A 17,309-nucleotide genomic window follows, 5' to 3' on the forward strand; every position below is an offset into this window, starting at 1 on the left:
CCTCACCCATAGAGTGAGCTCGGGTGGTTGAGGCCTGCTTGTCGGCTGGTTGCGGCGGCTTGCAAGCCGATATGGCGAAAGCTTGCAACTTGAACTAAGGTAAGCCTGACCTAAGGCTTGGGAGGGGTGGGAGAGCATGACCGGCATCGCCGATCCCACGAGGCCTTATTGGCTCGGTCTGCCCTACTGGCTGGTGGGCGCCATCCTGATCCTGGCCCTGTTCGGCGCGTTCCAGGTCTACTACTGGGTCGGGCGCAAGCTCGGCGTGAAGCTCTACGACTCGCGCGTCGGCGCCCGGGTGGGACGCGAGCGCATCGCGAAGATCGAGCATGTCGTCGAGAAGTGGGGCGCACTGGCCGTCTACGGCTGCTTCTGGGTGCCCATGCTCCGGCACACGCTGCCGTGGGTGGCGGGGGCGCTGCGGGTGTCCTACCCCTGGTACGTGGTCGCGAGCGCGCTGGGCTGCCTGACCTGGGCGCCGATCTGGTGGTTCGGCATCACGGCGCTCGTGTGGGGCTGGCTGGAGCTGGCCGCGCGCTCGCCCGTCACGGCGGGGGTCGTGGCCGTGCTGGCCGTCGCGGCGGCGTTCTGGCTGGTGGTGCGGCGCAGGAGGAAGCGGCGCGCGGCCGCGTCAGAGAAGGCTCTGGTCTCCTAGGCCCCGCCCGGTCCGGTCGTCGATGACGGCCTCGGGAGCGTTCCTGCGCACGGTCTCGATGCCGTTCACGCAGGCGGCCTTGCTCGGGTAGCCCTCGCCGACCGCGAGCGTCTGCCCGTTGTTCGCCACGAGGGCGAACCGGAATCCGCCCTGCCCGTCCTCACTGATCACGAACCTGCCCGCCACTGCCGCTCCTCTCTAACCTGGCATTGATTTACCCCCATCTGATCGGGCTTTATGGCGTAGTTAGGCAAACGGACCCTTGATCTCCTGTCAACATGATTGCCATGCGTATTGGGGGTTTCATTGGCTCCGCCGTACTCGCGCTGGTTGTGGGAGTCGCCTCCCCGGCCGCGGCGGCGGACGCGCCGGAGGTCGGGGCAAAGTCGGCGTACCTGGTCGACTCTGCGGGAACGATCCACTTCGGCAAGCGCGAGACTCGCCGGGTGCCCGTGGCCAGCCTGGTCAAGGTCATGACGGCGTACGTCGTGCTGCGCGAGGCCAGGCTGAACGACACGATCACGATCACGGCGACCGACGTCAAGCACGCGACCAGCAACGGCGCGACCACGGCGGCGCTGAAGAAGGGTGAGCGGCTCACGGTCAACGATCTGCTGTACGGTCTCATGCTGCCGTCGGGGGCCGACGCGGCCAACGCCCTGGCGCGGCGCTACGGCCCGGGCAAGACGGCGTTCGTCGCCAAGATGAACCGCGCCGCCCGCGCCCTCGGGCTGTCCGACACCCGCTACACCAACCCCGACGGCCTGCCGACCCCCGGGAACGGCGGCTACTCGACGGCCGTCGACCAGGTCAAGCTGGCGGAAAAGGCGCTGGACAACAGCACCTTCGCGGCCGTGACGGGTACCAAGGTGCACAAGGTGGCCAAGACCGCGCTGCACCGGGCGCACACCTGGCGCAACTCGAACAAGCTGCTCTCGCGGGCCGACGGCGTGCTCGGCGTGAAGACCGGCTACACGCGCGCCGCCGGCTACTGCCTGCTCTTCGCCGGGGAGCGGGGCGGCAAGCGCGTGGTCGGCGTGCTGCTCGGGGACCAGAACGAGCGCCGCTTCGAGACGGCCGAGCGGCTACTGGACTACGCGGGCGAGCAGATCGCCGGCGGCTAGCAGCTCGCGGGTGTACGGGTCGGCGGGGGCGGCCCACACCTGACCGGCCGGACCGGTCTCGACGATCCGGCCGTGGCGCAGCACCGCCACGCGATGCGCCACGTGCCGGATCAGGGCCAGGTCGTGGCCGATGAACAGCTGGCCCAGCCCCAGCTCGTCGCGCAGCTCGGTGAGCAGGTTGACGATCCCGGCCCGTACGGACGGGTCCAGCGCGGACACGGGCTCGTCCAGCACGAGCAGCCTGGGCTCGCAGGCCAGGGCGCGGGCGATGCCGACGCGCTGGCACTGCCCGCCGGACAGCTCGGACGGCCTGCGCCGGGCGAGCGCGGGATCCAGGCGGACGAGGTCGAGGAGCTCGCGGACCCGGGCGGGGCCGGTCAGCGGGTCCCAGCGGCCCTGGACGCGCAGCGGCTCCGCGATCGCGTCGTGTGCCCGCAGGCGCGGGCTGAGCGAGCCGTACGGGTCCTGGAAGACCGGTTGCAGCGCGGGCCGCAGCGGGCGCAGGGCGCGCTCGTCGAGCGCGGTGAGCTCGCGGCCCTCGAAGCGCACCGAGCCCGCCTCGGGCCTGCGCAGCATGAGGACGGCGGCGGCGATGCTCGACTTGCCCGACCCCGACCCGCCGACCAGGGCGAGCGTCTCGCCGGCGGCCAGGGTGAACGAGACGCCGTCCACCGCCAGGTTCGGCGTGGGGTAGCGCACGGTGAGATCGCGCACCTCCAGCAGGGGTGTCGTCATGCGGGCTCCTGGTAGAGATCGGTGGCCGGGCCGGGCAGCTCGCCGAGCCGGTGGCAGGCGGCCAGCCTGTGTTCCCCGGCCTCCTGCGGCTGTGGCTCCCGCTCGTGACAGACGTCGGCGGCGGCCGGGCAGCGGGGGGCGAAGGCGCACCCGGGCGGCAGCGCTCCTGGCGCGGGCGGCGAACCGGCGATCGCCGGGAGCGGCCGTCCCGTCACCTCGCGCGGCGGGAGGGACGCGACGAGGCCGCCGGTGTAGGGGGCGCGCGGCCCGCGCAGCACCGCGCCGGCCGGGCCCGACTCGGCGAGCCGTCCCGCGTACATGACCAGGACGCGATCCGCGTACGCGGCCGCCGCCCCCAGGTCGTGCGTGATGAGCAGCACGGCCGGCCGCGTTCCGTCGCGGGGCTCCGTCAGCAGGCTGAGGATCCGGGTCTGGAGGACGGGGTCCAGCGCGGTGGCCGGTTCGTCGGCGACGACGAGGGCGGGGTCGTTGACGGTGGCCATGGCGATCACCGCCCGCTGGCGCATCCCGCCGGAGAACTCGTGCGGGTAGGCGCGGGCCCGCCGCGGGGCGTCGGGGATGCCGACCCGTTCCAGCGCGGCCACCGCGCGCTCCCATGCCTGCTTGCGGCCCGGTCGTCGCACGGCGCGGGCGAGCTGGTCTCCGACCGGGTACACGGGGCTGAGCACCGACAGCGCGTCCTGCGGCACGAAGGCGATCCGCCGGCCGCGTGCCTGCCGGTAGACGTGCTCGGGCGCGCCGGACAGCTCCCGCCCGTCCAGGCGCACGCTGCCGGACATGTGCGCGCCGGGCGGCAGCAGCCCGAGCACGGCCCGGGCGGTCAGCGACTTGCCCGCGCCGGACTCGCCGACGACGGCGAGCGTCTCGCCCTCGGCCACGTCGAACGAGAGCCCCCGTACGACCTCCGTGCCCGCCACGCCGACCCGCAGGTCCCGTACGCGCAGCAGCGTCATGCGGCACCCCCGGTCCGGCGGCCCGCCGTGGAGAGCGAGACCGCCAGGGCGGCCAGCAGCAGGAGCATTCCCGCGGGGACCAGGGCCGCCCATGGCGCGCGCTCCACGTACGGCAGCGACTCGGCCAGCGTCAGGCCCCACTCCGGAGCGGGCGGCTGTGCCCCCAGGCCGAGGAAGCCGAGGGAGGCCATGGCCAGCGCGATCCCCGGCAGCCGCAGCACCGCGTGCCTGGCGACCGGGCCCGCGACCGCGGGCAGGACGTGGCGGGTCAGGATCCAGGCGGGCGAGGAGCCGATGGCGCGCTGGGCGGTCAGGTGGGCCGCGGCACGTACCTCGGAGACGAGGGCCGCGGCGTGGGCCGCGAGCGCGGGCCACGAGACGAGGGCGACCGCGACGGACGCGCCCGGCGTGCCGGGCCCGAGCACCGCCGCCACCAGGATCCCGGCGATCACCGGTGGCACGGCGTTGGCCACCTCGGCCGCTCCGGAGGCCAGCCCGGGGAGGAGGCCGACCGTGAGGGCGATGACGTACGAGCCGGCGCAGACCAGCGCGGAGACGCCGAGCGTGGCCGCGGCGCCATGGCCCACCCTGGCCAGCACGTCCCGGCCCAGCGCGTCGGCGCCTAGCGGGTGATCCCAGCTCGGCCCCGCCAGCCGCGCGGCCACGTCCACGGTCAGGGGGTCGAGCAGCGACCCCCACCCGACGGCGACCGCCAGCACGACCCCGCACACGCCGGCGACCGGGCCACCACCTCGCCCGCCACCGCCTCGCCGGTCGCCGTTGCCCTGGCCGCCGCCGATGGCCGGTGCGGGCAGCGAGAGGGCGGCGTCGCGGAGTCCTGGGCCGAGCATCCAGTGCCGGGCGGCGCTCGCCAGGATCCCGGCGAGCACACCCAGCAGGACCAGGGCGAGCACCGCGGCCTGGAGCAGCGGAAGGTCCTGAGCCTCCGCGGCACCCAGCGCGGTCCGGCCGATGCCGGGCACCGCGAACACCGTCTCCACGGCCACCGCCCCTCCCGCCAGCCCCACGGCGACCAGCCCGAGCTGGGGCACCAGCGCGGGCAGCGCCCGGCGCAGCGCCGCCCGCGCGATGACGCCGGGACCGCAGCCCGCCGAACGCCACAGCCCCACCCACGGCTCGGCGAAGGCCGCGGGCAGCGTGTCGTCCACCAGCCGCCCCAGGACGCCGCCTGCCGGGATGCCCAGGGCCAACGCGGGCAGCACCAGGTGCCGCGGCTCCTGCCAGCCGTAAGGCGGCAGGAGGCCCAGCCACACCGACAGCGTCACCAGCAGCACCGTCGCGATGAGGAATTCGGGCAAGGCCCCGAGCACCGCCGCCACCGCCCCCCTACCGCCGCCCCGCAGGGTGCCACGCGCGCCGCGCACCAGGGTGGGTGCGCACAGGGCGCACGTCAGTGCCAGCGTCACCGCCAGCGCGGCGGCCATCAGCGTCAGGGAGACGCCGAGACCGGACAGCACCGACGGCAGCACCGCGCTCCCGTCCGCCCACGAGCGTCCGAAGTCGCCGCGCAGGACGCCGCCCAGCCACTCGCCGAGCAGCGGCAGCGGGCCTCCGTCCAGGCCCAGCTCGTGGCGGATGGCCTCCAACGCCTCAGGCGTCGGCTCCTGCTCGGCCGAACGGGCCCGCAGCAGCGACAGCGCGGCATCACGACCGGACAGCCAGGGCAACAACCCGACCACGGCGACGATCGCCACGACCACGACACCCCGCGAGAACAGCACCCCGCCGGTCATTTGAGGCGGGTCTCCGCCGTGATCAGGACGCGCTCGCGCGGGTCCTTCGCCGAGTCCAGCACCGTGGTGGCATCGCCCTGGATCACGCGCTCGTGCAGCATCGGGATGGCGGCGTCGGTACGCAGGATCGCCGCCTCGGCCTCAAGGGTCGCCGCGTGCCTGGCGGGACCGGCGTCCGCCGCCGCGGCCTCGCGCACCGCCCGGTCGACGTCCTCGTCACACAGGCGGGCCAGGTTGAAGGAGCCGTCGCAGGTGAAGTCGGCCTGCATGTACGCCACCGGATCCCCCGAGTCGAGCACGGTCGCCCGGGAAAGGACGAACGCGTCGAACCTCCCGGCCAGCGCGTCCTCCTCGATGTGCGCGTACTCCCGTACGACCAGCTCGACCGCGAACCCCGCCCCCCGGAGCTGCTGCTGCAGCACGGAGGCGACCTCGGGCAGCTCGGCCCGGTCGGAGTAGGTGGCCAGGGTGATCGCCACGCCCTTCGCGCTCGCGGGAGCCGTACGCTCCCCCAGGCTCTTGCGGCCCTCGGCGGCCCACGGCAGGGCGGGCCCCAGCAGGCCCGAGGCGACGTCGGCGCGCCCCTCGTACACCCCCCGCACGAGTTGCCCCGCGTCGATGGACGCGCGCACGGCGGCGCGCAGGCCGGGGCTCTCGAACGGCCCCTTGGCGGCGTTCAGGTACAGGGTGTTGGTGCGCGGCATCGGCACCTCGCTGACCGTCTCCCTCGCCAGCAGCGCGGCCTGCGAGACCGGCACCGCCTCCGCGATGTGCGCCTCGCCGCTGCGGATGGCGGCGGCGCGGGCGGCGCCGTCCGGGACGAAGGAGACGTCGATGCCCGGCGCCTTGGCCTTCGTGCCCCAGTAGCCGTCGTGCCGGTCGAGGGTGGCAGTGGTGGTGCCGTTCACCTTGACCAGTTTGAACGGGCCGCTCCCGGTGCCGACCGGATCGACCTTGCCGTCGGTGCCGTACGCGCGCTCGGCCAGGATCGCCAGCTGCGGCGAGGACAGGCGGTGCGGGACCAGCGGGTCGGGCTCGCGGGTGGTCACGACGACCTTGCCGCCCTCCGCCCTGGCGGTCAGCTCGACGCCGTCGAGGATGCGCGGCTTGGGCGTGGCCCGGGTGGCGCGGGTCAGCGCGGCGGCGGCGACCCGGGCGGTCAACCGGCTGCCGTCGTGGAAGGTCACGCCGTCGCGGACGGTGAACTCCCAGGTCCGTTCGGAGGTACGGGTCCACGCGGTGGCGAGGGCGGGTCGCGCGTCGCCTCTCGCGTCCAGGTTGACCAGGGTCTCGGCGGTGGACCAGCGGGAGAGCTTGAAGGCGTCGTCACTGAAGGGCGACAGGCCGGAACGCGGCGGCTGGAGCATCGCCACCTTGATCCGGCCCGTGCTCTGCCCGCCCGCCGGGGCGGAGCACGCGGACAGGGAGAGGACTGTCATGAGGGCAAGCCAGGAGCTGCGATGTTGCACGGATTGTCCCAAATTCAGGGGGAATGAGCGGGACGAGACATTAGCACATGATAACCGTTTCCATATTCACATCCGATAGGCGCGCCCCTCGACGCCCCACTCCCCGAACGGCAACCGCTCTCCCCGGTCGATCGCCCGGATGGAAGGGCGGCCGACATGGGCGAACACCAGCCGCCCCACCCCGTGATCGCGCGCCTCCCGCGCGACCTGGAGCACGCTCGCATGCCCGCCCACACCCCCGGCGAAGCGGATCGGCCGGTCCCAACCGGCGGCGTCGGCGAACATCAGGTCCACCCCGGCCGCCCAGTCCGGAAAGCCCCAGAACTCCGGCGCCCAGACGGCCCGCGCCCCGGCCGTCCTGATCAGGTAGCCGTAGGTGTGATGAGAGGTGTGGCTGACCGGCAGTGGCACGATCTCCACTCCCGCGGCCTCGAAGGTCGCCACCGCGGCGGCCAGCCCGAGCGCCCGCGCCGTACGGCGGATCTGGGGCATCAGTTCGGCCCGCTCATCGCAGACCAGCCAGCCGTCGAGCCGCTCACCGGCCGCGGCGTTGCCACCCCCGTCGAGCAGGACGCGGTGACCGCGCCAGCCGACCAGCAGCCCGGCCGGGCTGTAGCGCGGCGAGTTCATCGCACCGACCCCCACCAACCGCAACCACACGACCGCCACCCCCACCCCAGACGCAGCCGCTACCCACTCCCCCAGCCCGACAACCGACGTCGACGACGCGCCCACACCGCAGGCGACCACCAGCGGTCCCCACGACCGCAGGTGGCGACCCGCGGTCGCCCCCACGGCGGGGGTTCCCACGCCACACGCGACGGCCAAGGGGCGCGACGTTCCGCGCCCGCGCCGCGGAACGGGTCACGGGCGGGCACCCTGAGGACGAGCCATCCCCCAGAGGCCGGGGGACCCGCGAAGAGGGCTCACCCGAAGGTGATCTTGCCGCTCCCAGGAAGCGTGCTCATCCCCCGAGCGGCGCAGCCGAGGATGGCCGCCGCCGGTGAGAGGCCGCCGCGGACGCGCTCCCCCTTGAGCGCGCCGGCGGCGATGGCGCCGGTGAGCAGGGCGTCGGCCGGATGCTGGGTGGCGAGCCGGTCGGCCTTGATGTGCAGCCTCGAGGTGCCGACGGGCCGGCCGTCCCCGCCGAACCAGGTGATGACGGCACCCCCGCGTACATCGCGGGCACTGGTGCACGAGGCCTGCGCGGTGGCCTTGACGGCGACCCAGCCGGAGCGCAGGGACGCGGCCGAGCCGTCGGGTGAGGTGCAGTCGGTGAGCTGGAGGTTCCCCCGGGCGGCGACGCGCCGCGGTGTGAGGCCGACCTGCGGCGTGAACGCCAGCGGCCGCTCGGACGGCGTGGCGACGGCGCAGGTCAGGGCCGGGTCCGGGAGGCCGGCCGGGGCCGAGGTGGCGATCGCGATGATCCAGTCCAGGTACATAAGCCTTCCCCGTTGGCTGCTGTACGTAATCAACGCATCACATTGTGCTGCATCACGCGGTACGGCACGCCGGATCCAGCCGATCCGCGGTCCACCTGAGCGAGTGCGCCACCCGTACGCGCACCTTGGCCCTCGCGCGGTGCGGCCGCCGGGGCGCGCCCGGCAGGGCTTCGCCGAGCGACTCCCGGTAGCCCATCGCGGTCTGGTGAGCGAGGACTTGCATGGCATCCATAAACCCTCCTTAATCAATTAAGATCTTAATCAATTAAGACAGGCCGGGCAAGCTCTTCGGTACGGTGGGACGATGGCCAGGGTGACACTGCAGACGATCGCCGACCGGCTGGGCGTGTCCCGGGCCACCGTGTCCTACGCGTTCTCCCGGCCCGACCAGCTCAGCGACGGGCTGCGGCAGCGGATCATGGAGGTGGCCGACGAGCTCGGCTACGCGGGGCCCAACCCGACGGCGCGATCGCTCCGACTGGGGCGGGCGGGGGCGCTCGGGCTGCTGTTCAGCGAGACGCTGGCCTACGCGTTCGCCGACCCGTACGCGATCGGCTTCTTCCAGGGGCTGGCGACGGCGGCCGAGGACGCGGGGGTGGGGCTGCTCATCCTGCCGTTGCCGCACGGCGACCGGCGCAGCGAGACGGTCAGGGACGCGGTGGTCGACGCGTTCTGCGTGATGTCGCTGCCCGACGGGCATCCGGCGCTGGCGGAGGTGCTGGCCAGGAAGCTGCCCGTCGTCGTGGTGGACGAGCCGTACGTGCCGGGGCATCCGTTCGTGGGGACCGACGAGCCGGCTGCCGCCGCGGCGGCGGCGCGGCACGTGCTCGAGCTCGGGCACCGGCGGATCGGGGTGGCCATGGTCGGGCTGCACGACGACGGCCACACCGGCTGGGCCTCCCCGGAGCGCCAGGAGGGCGCGGTGTTCGAGGCCATGCGGCGGCGGTGCGGCGGCTACCGGCAGGCGTGCGAGGAGGCCGGGATCGACTGGCCAGGGGTGCCGTTCTACGAGCTGGCACGTAACTCCCGCGAGGCCGGCAGGAAGGCGGGGCACGCGCTGCTGGGGCGGGACCCGCGCCCCACCGCGATCCTCACCAACACGGACGTGCTGGCGCTGGGGGTCCTCGACGCCGCCGCCGACCTGGGGCTGGAGGTGCCCGGGGAGCTGTCGGTGGTGGGGTTCTCCGACAGCGCGGCCGCGGAGGCGGGGCTCACCACGATCCGGCAGGCCAAGCAGGAGATGGGAGCGGCGGCGGGGCGGCTGCTGCTGTCGGGGGCCGCGGCGGAGCCGGAGCGGCTGGTGTTCCCGCACGAGCTGATCGTCCGCGCCTCGACCGCTCCCCCGGCACACGCTTGACGAACCAGGTCACGCCAGGAGGAGCAGCACGCCCGCCGCGGCGCTGACCAGGGCGGTGGCGCCGTGTATGCCCCACGAGATGCTGGGGTGGCCGCCGCGCCTGGCCACGATGAGCGCGTCGCCGACGGGGATGATGCTCATGACCAGGATGACCCACCCCAGCGTGTGCGCGTCCGCCACGGCGATCATGACGAAGATGGCCAGGGCGGTGCCGAGGTCACGCACGGCCTTCACGGAGAAGTAGGCGCCCGCGTCCATCCCCGAGGCCGAGCCCGGCACGCCGTACGCCTTGGCCGCGGCCTCGGGGACGAAAAAGAAGCGCAGGCTGACCACGACGAGGCCGATGCCGACCAGGGCTGCGATCACATAAGCGGTGGTGACCATCTTGTGCACTCCAAGCGAGAGTCATCGGTAGAAGTGCTAGCAACGCTAATCTAGCGATGACTCAATGTCTAGCAGCGCTAGAAAACTGGTCGCCTAGTCATGCCAGACCGCGGCCGTCGCCCAGCTCCGCGATCTGCTGCTCCACCCCGGGCATGATCCCCCCGCCCCGCGTGATCGGCGCGATGACCACGACGCGGTCGTAGCCGGCGGCGAGGCTGACGACGGCGGGCGAGCGCATGCCGCCGTCGATGTAACGGCGACCGCCGATCGTGGCAGGCGGCCGTACGCCGGGGCCGGCCGTGCCGGCGCAGACGGCGTCCAGCAGATCGACGCCGCTGCCGGCGTCGAAGTCGGCCGGTTCGCCGCTCTCCGCGTCCACCGCCGTGATCACCAGGCGCTTGTCCGGCCACTCCCGCACCTCGTCGCCGAGCCACCGGGCCATCGGGTCCGGGCCGGCCGCGGGAAATCGGTTACCGACCGGGAGTCACGTAGGTAAGGTTGCCCTCACACCTCTCCCGAAGGACAGCCCCATGGCGCAATTCATCGAGGTCCGAGCGACGGTCGAGGGCCATGAGAGGGCGGCCGCCCTGGCGAAGGGCATCTTCAGCGCCGGCCTGGCGGCCTCGATCGACATCGCCGAAGTGCCGTCCCCGCGCCGTGACACGACCGTCTGGGAGCTCACGCTCATCACGACGGACGGTCAGGTCACCACGCTCGAACGGCGCATCAGGGAGACCGCCGACGGCTGCTCCGTCACCAGCCGGCCGGTCACGCCCGACGCCGACGGCTACCCCGACTGGCTCTGAGCGCCTCCTCGCCTGAGGGCGTTCTCCACCCATTCGGCGGCCCGCACCGCGCCGGTCCGGATGTCCCGGTCGCTCGCCTCCACGGCGGTGTACTTGACCTCGATGACGAGGTTGTCCTGGAGGAAGGTCAGCTCCGTGTAGTGCACGCCACCCGCGCGGGGGCCGACGTCGGCGGCGAAGGCCTCCTCGCCGATGCCCGGCACGTCCCGTGGCCCCGTGGTCAAGTCCCTGAACACCCGCTCGACCCCGATGTCGTCCCGCCGCCATTCGATCCCCGAGGAGGCGCCGGGGGCGAGCTCCTGCCGCCGGAGGAACTCCTGGCGCGCCGCCGATGTCCTGGGGTGCCACGATCTGGCGGCGTCCGGTTCGGGCCCCAGCGGTGTCACGTCGAGGGCCCGGCCTTGTGACGTCCAGGTGCAGCCGCCGGTCTTGTCGTCGTACCGTTCGCGCGGCCGCGGGACGAGTTGCCGGACCTGACCCGGTTCGAGGAGGGCGCAGTAGTCGATGGACCGCGAGAACCGGCCGCTCTCCTGTGGCGTCGGGCTCGCGGTGAACTCGGAGTCCGAGAGGTCCGATAAGTCCGACATTTCGGGACTCCCCGGGGAGAGGGCGATGATCGCCAGTGCCACGAAGGGGCTCACGAAGAGGGCCACCATGATCCGGTCGCGTAACCTCCGAGAGGTCGGGTCCACGGCCTTCGCCGGGCGCGGCGGCGCGGGGATCTCCCGGCCCCGTGCGGGCGACAGCCGCGTCTCTTGCTCGTGCGCCGAAAGCCCGGCGCTCCCGGCCTTCGTGGACCTCGGGCTCGGCGAGCCCACCACAGTGGACGCACCGCCGGGCGCGTCGGCGATCGGCTCCACCACGGCGGGCACGTCATCCGGCTGCTCCGGGGGTGGGGCGGACTCGGCGACGAGGGTGCGGACGGCCTCGGCGACGGGGTCGGGCAGCCACCGGGCCTCGGTGTACAGCTCGGCGAGCGCGCCACCCCCCGTGGCACCGTCCGACAGCTCGTCCAGCAGCGCCGTCGCGCTCGGCCGTTCTTCGGGCCGCTTCTCGAGGCACCGGCGCACGATGGAGCGCAGCCGGGGCGGGAGCCCTTCCAGGTCCGGCTCCTCGTGCACGGTCCGGTACCACAGCCCCTGCCACGACCCGCCCCCGAACGGCCCGGTACCCCTGGCGGCGTACGCGAGCACCGCCCCCAGGCAGAACACGTCACTGGCCGGCCCCACCGAGTCCCCCGTCAGCTGCTCGGGAGAGATGAACCCCGGCGTTCCCACGGACACGCCGGTCCGCGTCAGCCTGCTGCCTTCCACCGCCACGGAGATGCCGAAGTCGATGACCCGCGGCCCGTCCACGGCCAGCAGCACGTTGGAGGGCTTCAGGTCCCGGTGCACCACCCCCGCCGCGTGGATCGACTCCAGCGCCTCGGCCAGCCCGGCCCCCAGCGCGAGAACGGCCTCCTCGCGCCAGGTCCCGTGCTCGGCGACGGCCTCGTCCAGGGACAGGCCGGGCACATAGGCCGTCGCCAGCCACGGCGGCGCCCCCTCCGGATCGGCGTCCACCACCCCGGCCGTGAAGAACCCGCTCACCGTGCGGGCCAGGGAGATCTCACGGGCGAACCGCTGCCCGAAGTTCCGGTCGGCGGCGAGCTCCGGGTGCACGACCTTGACCGCCACCGCGCGTCCGCTCTTCGACCGCCCCAGGAAGACCCGCCCCATCCCGCCGGCGCCCAGCCTCGCCTCGATCCGGTACGGTCCCACCTTCCGCGGATCCTCCGGCCGCAGCACCTCGAACACGGACACGCGCCCTCCCCAGGGTCCGCGATCAGACGTGTCGAATCACCACATTAGCCCGATCGCCGAAGGAGAGGGATCAACTTCACATAGCGACGGTCAGCCGGAGCAGCGGCGCCACCGAAGGCGCCGAGGGAAGGTCCCCGACCGCCGCCCGGAGGGCGTCCACCCTGTCCGGCGGCAGCGCCCGTCCCGCGTTGGCGCGGAACTTGACCCCCAGCTCATCCGCCGTCAACGGGTGCTCCGGCCCGCCCCGAGAGGAGTCCACGCGGTGCTCCAGGGTCGAGCCGTCACGCAGCCGTACCCGCATCACCGCCGCGAACGCGCGCGGGAAGATCTCCGACGCCCGCTCGTCAGCCACGCAACGCACCCGCTTGGCCAGCTCCAGCCGCTCCGGGGACAGGGCGGCGAAGTCGTCCAGGGAGAGCCCGAGCCCGCCGCCGCCGTGCAGCGCCGCCGCGACCGTGTACGGGCCGGAGAACTTCGCGTGGTACGGCGACCTGGGCGCGGTCTTCTCCTCCCTGGGCTCCGCGATCGTGCGCAGCACCGGGGCGGGCACCCCCAGCTCGATGTCCTCGACGTCGTCCGGGGACAGGCCGCCGGCCCGCAGCGCCAGGGCGCAGTCGATGGCCGGGTGGGTGAAATGGTTCGTCGGGTAGGGCTTGTAGACCGTGCGCAGGAGCTCCCACCGCTCGCCCAGGCCGGACAGCAGCGCCGCGTCGTCGTACCGGCCATCGAGCCAGGCCTGGAAGAACCCGAACCGGCCCTCCAGCACGGTCGGCGGCCCGGTCACGCCTTCCAGGGCGAGCACCGCGGCCGAGACGCCCGCGTGCGCGGCCCATCCGCAGTGGACCCGCTTGATCGTCCCGCCCGTGCGGTTGGCCTCGATCACGCCCGCGCCCATGCTGGCCGCCACGCCGACCGCGTGCGCGATGCCGTCCGCCGTGAGGTCGAACAGCAGCCCCGCCGCGACCGCGGCGCCCAGCGTGCCGCAGATGGACGTCGCGTGCTGGCCCTTCTCGAAGAAGAGCGAATTGCGCGCCTCCGGCAGGTAGGAGGCCATTCCGAGGCGGTTGCACACCTCGACGCCCGCCGCGATCGCCGCGGCCAGCGCGGCGCCGCTCGCCCCGGTCGCCTCGGCGACGGCCAGCGCGGCGGGCACCACAGAAGCGCTCGGGTGCAGCACCGACGGCAAGTGCGTGTCGTCGTAGTCGAGCGCGTGCGCCAGCGTGCCGTTGACCAGCGCCGCCGCCGGCGCGGGGAGCCGGTCGCCGCTGCCGATCGCGCTCGACTCCTCGATGCCGCCCCACCGGCGTACGGCCCGCAGCACGGCCGGTCCCGCGTCGCCCTCCGGCTCGGCGTGGGCGGCCAGGCAGTTGCCCAGCACGTCGAGCACCCGTCCGGTCACATCGTCGCGCACCCGGTCGGGAACGCCCTTGTCACGGCAGGCGACTGCGAACTCGGCCAGCCGCTGGACATGGGTTGTCATGATCCCTCTCAGGTCAGTCGATCACGGCGAGCGGACGGACGGGGGCGCCGGTGGCGCCGACGACCGGCAGCGGGTTCAGCACCAGCACGAACTCGCGTGCCCCCGAGTCCAGCAACTCGGACAGCCGCATGGTCTCCACGATGTTGATGCCCGACTCCACCAGCATGATCCGGTGCACGGGCAGCGTGGCATGCCCGCGACCGGGCGCGATGTGCTCGAAGGCGATGGACTCGCCGCCCACCACGCGCGGCCGGCGCTCGGCCAGCCAGCGCGCCGCCTCGACGCCCGGCCCGGGAACGCCGCCCCGCTGCCCGACGAACTCCTCCGCCGACGACCACAGCCGCGACCAGCCGGTGCCGATGAGCACGGCGTCGCCGGCGCGGATCTCCAGGTCGCCGGCGGCCCGCGACAGGTCGTCGGCGGTGATCTCGTAGCCGGCCGGCAGCGTGTCCACGCCGTGCACGGCGGCCACGTCGAGCAGGACGCACCGGCCCACGTACGGCTCGAAGGCGTCGATGCCGAGCGCGCCGAACCCCTCGTGCGACATCACCTCGGACGCGGGCCGCCCGCCGTACAGGAGCCCTTCCTGCGAGACGTGCGCGAGCGCGTCGACGTGCGTGCCGACGTGACCGCCCGTGACGATGATCTCGTTGGCGGCGGAGCCGCCGTCCGGCCTGACCATGTCGCCGTGCCTGCGCTCCAGCGCCATCCGGAACGGGGGGTGGTTCGGTGACTGCGGCATGCCTTTGCGCATCGGCTGCGCGAGATCAAGGACACGCGCCCCTTCCAGCGCCTTCCACAAGGACATCTTGGACGGCTCTCCTTATGTTCCGATCATGAAAACAGCGTCTCGACAGTACACAAGACGGACAAAACCGACTTAATCAGCCCGCAGATCGCATCAACCCATGACAGGCGATGGCCGCGGCGGCCACCACGTTGAGCGAGTCGACGCCCGCCGCCATCGCCGACCGGCTCATCGGGATGCACACCGCCCGGTCGGCCTCGTGCAGCCAGTGGGAGGAGAGCCCGTCGCCCTCGGCGCCGAGCAGCAGCGCGACCCGGTCCGCCAGCTCGACGGTGTCCAGGGGCGTGGCCTCCTGGTCCGGAGTGAGGGCCAGGGTCTGGAAGCCCGCCTCCCTCAGCTGCGCCAGCCCGCCGAACCAGTCGTCCATCCGCGCGTACGGGATCGAGAACACCGCCCCCATCGACACCTTCACCGCCCGCCGGTAGAGCGGATCCGCGCACCGGGGAGACAGCACGACCCCGTCCACCCCCAGGGCGGCGGCGCTGCGGAAGATGGCGCCGATGTTGGCGTGGTCGACCAGGTCCTCCAGCACGAGCAGCCGCCGGGCGCCGCCCTTCAGCAGGGTCTCGACGGCGGGGAGCGGGAGGCGTTCCATCGAGGCGAGGGCGCCGCGGTGCACCTGGAAGCCGACGATGCCCGACATGATCTCTTCGCTCACCACGAAGACCGTCGCGTCGCCCAGGACGTCCTCGAGCGAGGCCAGCCAGCGAGGCGTCGTCAGGACCGAGCGGATCGGGTGGCCGGTGCCGATGGCCCGCCTGATCACCTTCTCCCCCTCGGCCAGGAACAGGCCGCGCGACGCCTCCAGGCTCTTGCGCAGCTCCACGTCCCGAAGCCGGGTGTAGTCGGACAGGCGGGGGTCGTCGGCGTCGGTTACGTACTCAAGCACCTTCCGATACTGCCATGCGCCGCCTGACCTGCCAGACCGCCGCGTAGCAGGCGAGCACCAGGCACAGGCCGATCAACGTTCCGGCGCCCGTCTTGGTGATCACGCTGGGCAGGCCCAGGTGCGGGACGGGCTCGTCCACGAGGGGCCAGAGGAACGCTCCAGCCACCGTGCCGATCGAGCACAGCGTCATGACGACCGCACGCACGCGCGGGGCGATCCGCAGGCGTTCCGGTACGGGGGCCGCGGGCATCCGGGACAGACGGCGCCAGCCCCACCACACCACGACGGCCAGGCCGATCACGGACGAGACGTACTGCAACAGCCGGAAGAGCCTGATCACGCCCATGACCGAGACCGCCAGCCAGCCGCCCCACTCCACCGGGCCGGTGGAGTGGGTGAAGGAGTCCCACAGGACGTGGCTGGCCGCGCCGATCACGCCCCCGACCGCCATGGGGAGCAGCCGCAGCCGGGACGGCGCCAGGAGCGCGGCACGGCCGGCCAGCGAGGACGGGAGCAGCGAGATCAGCGGGTCCCTGAAGACGCCGTGGAAGAGCGGCAGCAGCACCAGCACGGCGGCCAGGTCGATGGTGACGACACCGAGCCAGGAGTGCCAGTTGCCGTAGTCGGGCAGGAACGGCAGGAAGATCGGCAGATCGGGCACCATCGCCCCCAACGCCATCGCCCACGGATCGGCGAACCTGCGTACGCGCTGTGACGAAATCAGCGGCACCATCGCGGCCATATGACTGGGCGTGAACGGCAACCGGCCCTCCCTCGGCGTTCCGGGCAACCTTCGCGACCTGGCGATCAACGCTCATTATGCGGGCAAGCTTGACCATCCTTTGCCCGGACGAAACTACGCTACTGTCTGTAATGGGTACGGTACGTATCGCTGTCGACGGCCGGATAGCCGGGAGTGCGGGGGGTCATGGTGCCTGACCAGCGGATTCATGAGCGTCCGGCCGCGTCAGCCGATTGGCTGCGCGCAGCCCGCGCCGCCCGGTCGCTCTCCGTCGCCACCCTGGTCTGGCTGAGCGTGGAAAGCACGCTCGGCCTGGCCGCCGGCTTCGCGGCCCACTCGCTGGCGTTGATCGGCTGGGGGCTGTCGGCGTTCGTGGAGGCGGCGGCCAGCCTGATCGTGGTGTGGCGGTTCACCGGCGCCCGCACGCTCTCGCCGAACGCGGAGAACACCGCCAGGAAGGCGGTCGCGGTGAGCTTCTGGCTGCTCGCGCCGTACCTCGTCCTGCACGTGGCGCACGACCTGGACGCGGGGCACCGGGCCACGCCGAGCGTGCTGGGGATCGTGGTGACGACGTTCAGCCTGGTCAGCATGCCGGCGCTGGGGATCGCCAAGCGGCGGCTCGGCGCGCGCCTGGCGTCGGAGGCCACGTCCGGCGAGGGCACGCAGAACCTCATCTGCGCGGCCATGGCGGCGGGGGTGCTGGCGAGCCTGTGGCTCAACACGCTGGGGTGGTGGTGGGTCGATCCGGCCGTGGCGGTGGTGCTGGCGGCGGTCGCCGTACGGGAGGGAAGCCGGGCGTGGCGCGGCCATCAGTGCTGCCATTAGCCCCCGATTCGCCGATCATGCATATCTCTCAGAAACCGTCACGCACGCGGCCAACACCACCCA

The 17,309-nt window shown here is 73.1% G+C and carries 20 protein-coding genes; 5 read left to right on the forward strand and 15 right to left on the reverse strand.

All coding sequences use genetic code 11. The annotated features are described in order from the left end of the window. Positions 1–136 precede the first annotated feature (136 nt). On the forward strand, positions 137–655 hold the full coding sequence (locus ABZX61_RS29535; protein ID WP_355199461.1) for a VTT domain-containing protein: 519 nt from the start codon (positions 137–139) through the stop codon (positions 653–655). On the opposite strand, the gene ABZX61_RS29540 is transcribed toward ABZX61_RS29535, so the two are convergent. Continuing rightward, a complete protein-coding gene (locus tag ABZX61_RS29540) occupies positions 632–841 on the reverse strand; it encodes a DUF1508 domain-containing protein (protein ID WP_192787332.1) in 210 nt (69 codons plus the stop codon). The two genes, ABZX61_RS29535 and ABZX61_RS29540, sit on opposite strands and share 24 nt — an antisense overlap. A gap of 101 nt (positions 842–942) precedes the next feature. Between ABZX61_RS29540 and ABZX61_RS29545 the strand changes: the two genes are divergently transcribed. Further along, positions 943–1,779, forward strand: a complete 837-nt coding sequence (locus ABZX61_RS29545; protein WP_350728118.1) for a serine hydrolase — start codon at positions 943–945, stop codon at positions 1,777–1,779. On the opposite strand, the gene ABZX61_RS29550 is transcribed toward ABZX61_RS29545, so the two are convergent. The 7 genes from ABZX61_RS29550 to ABZX61_RS29580 all read right to left on the reverse strand — a co-directional run bounded on the left by ABZX61_RS29550 (position 1,741) and on the right by ABZX61_RS29580 (position 8,385). Further along, positions 1,741–2,514 (reverse strand): ATP-binding cassette domain-containing protein, encoded by a 774-nt coding sequence (locus tag ABZX61_RS29550; RefSeq protein ID WP_355199462.1) that lies wholly within the window; start codon positions 2,512–2,514, stop codon positions 1,741–1,743. The two genes, ABZX61_RS29545 and ABZX61_RS29550, sit on opposite strands and share 39 nt — an antisense overlap. After that, positions 2,511–3,488 carry an ABC transporter ATP-binding protein gene (locus ABZX61_RS29555; protein WP_355199463.1) on the reverse strand — a complete coding sequence of 326 codons (978 nt, stop codon included), beginning with the start codon at positions 3,486–3,488 and terminating at the stop codon, positions 2,511–2,513. Before ABZX61_RS29555 ends, ABZX61_RS29550 begins: the two co-directional genes overlap by 4 nt. Then, positions 3,485–5,242 carry an ABC transporter permease subunit gene (locus ABZX61_RS29560; RefSeq protein ID WP_355199464.1) on the reverse strand — a complete coding sequence of 586 codons (1,758 nt, stop codon included), beginning with the start codon at positions 5,240–5,242 and terminating at the stop codon, positions 3,485–3,487. The genes ABZX61_RS29555 and ABZX61_RS29560 overlap by 4 nt, the downstream gene beginning before the upstream one ends. Beyond that, positions 5,239–6,681 carry an ABC transporter substrate-binding protein gene (locus ABZX61_RS29565; protein ID WP_355199465.1) on the reverse strand — a complete coding sequence of 481 codons (1,443 nt, stop codon included), beginning with the start codon at positions 6,679–6,681 and terminating at the stop codon, positions 5,239–5,241. The genes ABZX61_RS29560 and ABZX61_RS29565 overlap by 4 nt, the downstream gene beginning before the upstream one ends. A gap of 96 nt (positions 6,682–6,777) precedes the next feature. Then, positions 6,778–7,371, reverse strand: a complete 594-nt coding sequence (locus tag ABZX61_RS29570) for an MBL fold metallo-hydrolase (RefSeq protein WP_355199466.1) — start codon at positions 7,369–7,371, stop codon at positions 6,778–6,780. 266 nt (positions 7,372–7,637) lie between these two features. Next, positions 7,638–8,153 (reverse strand): hypothetical protein, encoded by a 516-nt coding sequence (locus ABZX61_RS29575; RefSeq protein WP_355199467.1) that lies wholly within the window; start codon positions 8,151–8,153, stop codon positions 7,638–7,640. 52 nt (positions 8,154–8,205) lie between these two features. Further along, complete coding sequence (locus tag ABZX61_RS29580; RefSeq protein ID WP_185067740.1) at positions 8,206–8,385, reverse strand: hypothetical protein; 180 nt, start codon at positions 8,383–8,385, stop codon at positions 8,206–8,208. 72 nt (positions 8,386–8,457) lie between these two features. Here ABZX61_RS29580 and ABZX61_RS29585 point away from each other — a divergent pair, with 72 nt between their 5' ends. Then, a complete protein-coding gene (locus ABZX61_RS29585; RefSeq protein WP_355199468.1) occupies positions 8,458–9,510 on the forward strand; it encodes a LacI family DNA-binding transcriptional regulator in 1,053 nt (350 codons plus the stop codon). A gap of 9 nt (positions 9,511–9,519) precedes the next feature. Here the strand turns inward: ABZX61_RS29585 and ABZX61_RS29590 are convergent, their stop codons facing one another. Both ABZX61_RS29590 and ABZX61_RS29595 read right to left on the reverse strand, forming a co-directional pair. Then, positions 9,520–9,894 (reverse strand): DUF4267 domain-containing protein, encoded by a 375-nt coding sequence (locus tag ABZX61_RS29590; RefSeq protein WP_355199469.1) that lies wholly within the window; start codon positions 9,892–9,894, stop codon positions 9,520–9,522. Between the two features lie 97 nt (positions 9,895–9,991). Beyond that, positions 9,992–10,336, reverse strand: a complete 345-nt coding sequence (locus ABZX61_RS29595; RefSeq protein WP_355199470.1) for a patatin-like phospholipase family protein — start codon at positions 10,334–10,336, stop codon at positions 9,992–9,994. A gap of 88 nt (positions 10,337–10,424) precedes the next feature. Between ABZX61_RS29595 and ABZX61_RS29600 the strand changes: the two genes are divergently transcribed. Then, positions 10,425–10,700 (forward strand): hypothetical protein, encoded by a 276-nt coding sequence (locus ABZX61_RS29600; RefSeq protein ID WP_350728128.1) that lies wholly within the window; start codon positions 10,425–10,427, stop codon positions 10,698–10,700. Here ABZX61_RS29600 and ABZX61_RS29605 read toward each other — a convergent pair. The 5 genes from ABZX61_RS29605 to ABZX61_RS29625 all read right to left on the reverse strand — a co-directional run bounded on the left by ABZX61_RS29605 (position 10,682) and on the right by ABZX61_RS29625 (position 16,490). Then, positions 10,682–12,502, reverse strand: a complete 1,821-nt coding sequence (locus ABZX61_RS29605) for a serine/threonine-protein kinase (RefSeq protein ID WP_355199471.1) — start codon at positions 12,500–12,502, stop codon at positions 10,682–10,684. The genes ABZX61_RS29600 and ABZX61_RS29605 overlap by 19 nt on opposite strands. A gap of 76 nt (positions 12,503–12,578) precedes the next feature. After that, complete coding sequence (locus tag ABZX61_RS29610) at positions 12,579–13,982, reverse strand: MmgE/PrpD family protein (protein WP_355199472.1); 1,404 nt, start codon at positions 13,980–13,982, stop codon at positions 12,579–12,581. A 13-nt stretch (positions 13,983–13,995) separates the two neighbouring features. Next, positions 13,996–14,790 carry a cyclase family protein gene (locus ABZX61_RS29615; protein ID WP_355199473.1) on the reverse strand — a complete coding sequence of 265 codons (795 nt, stop codon included), beginning with the start codon at positions 14,788–14,790 and terminating at the stop codon, positions 13,996–13,998. Between the two features lie 76 nt (positions 14,791–14,866). Then, positions 14,867–15,679 (reverse strand): RNA methyltransferase, encoded by an 813-nt coding sequence (locus tag ABZX61_RS29620; RefSeq protein ID WP_355199474.1) that lies wholly within the window; start codon positions 15,677–15,679, stop codon positions 14,867–14,869. Then, positions 15,672–16,490, reverse strand: a complete 819-nt coding sequence (locus ABZX61_RS29625) for a DUF4184 family protein (protein ID WP_355199475.1) — start codon at positions 16,488–16,490, stop codon at positions 15,672–15,674. Before ABZX61_RS29625 ends, ABZX61_RS29620 begins: the two co-directional genes overlap by 8 nt. Before the next feature lie 117 nt (positions 16,491–16,607). Between ABZX61_RS29625 and ABZX61_RS29630 the strand changes: the two genes are divergently transcribed. Next, positions 16,608–17,246: a hypothetical protein gene (locus ABZX61_RS29630; RefSeq protein WP_355199476.1), complete on the forward strand. Its 639-nt coding sequence runs from the start codon at positions 16,608–16,610 to the stop codon at positions 17,244–17,246. The last annotated feature ends 63 nt before the right edge of the window (positions 17,247–17,309 follow it).

Source organism: Nonomuraea sp. NPDC003709 (assembly GCF_040610775.1).
GTDB classification, from domain to species: domain Bacteria; phylum Actinomycetota; class Actinomycetes; order Streptosporangiales; family Streptosporangiaceae; genus Nonomuraea; species Nonomuraea angiospora_A.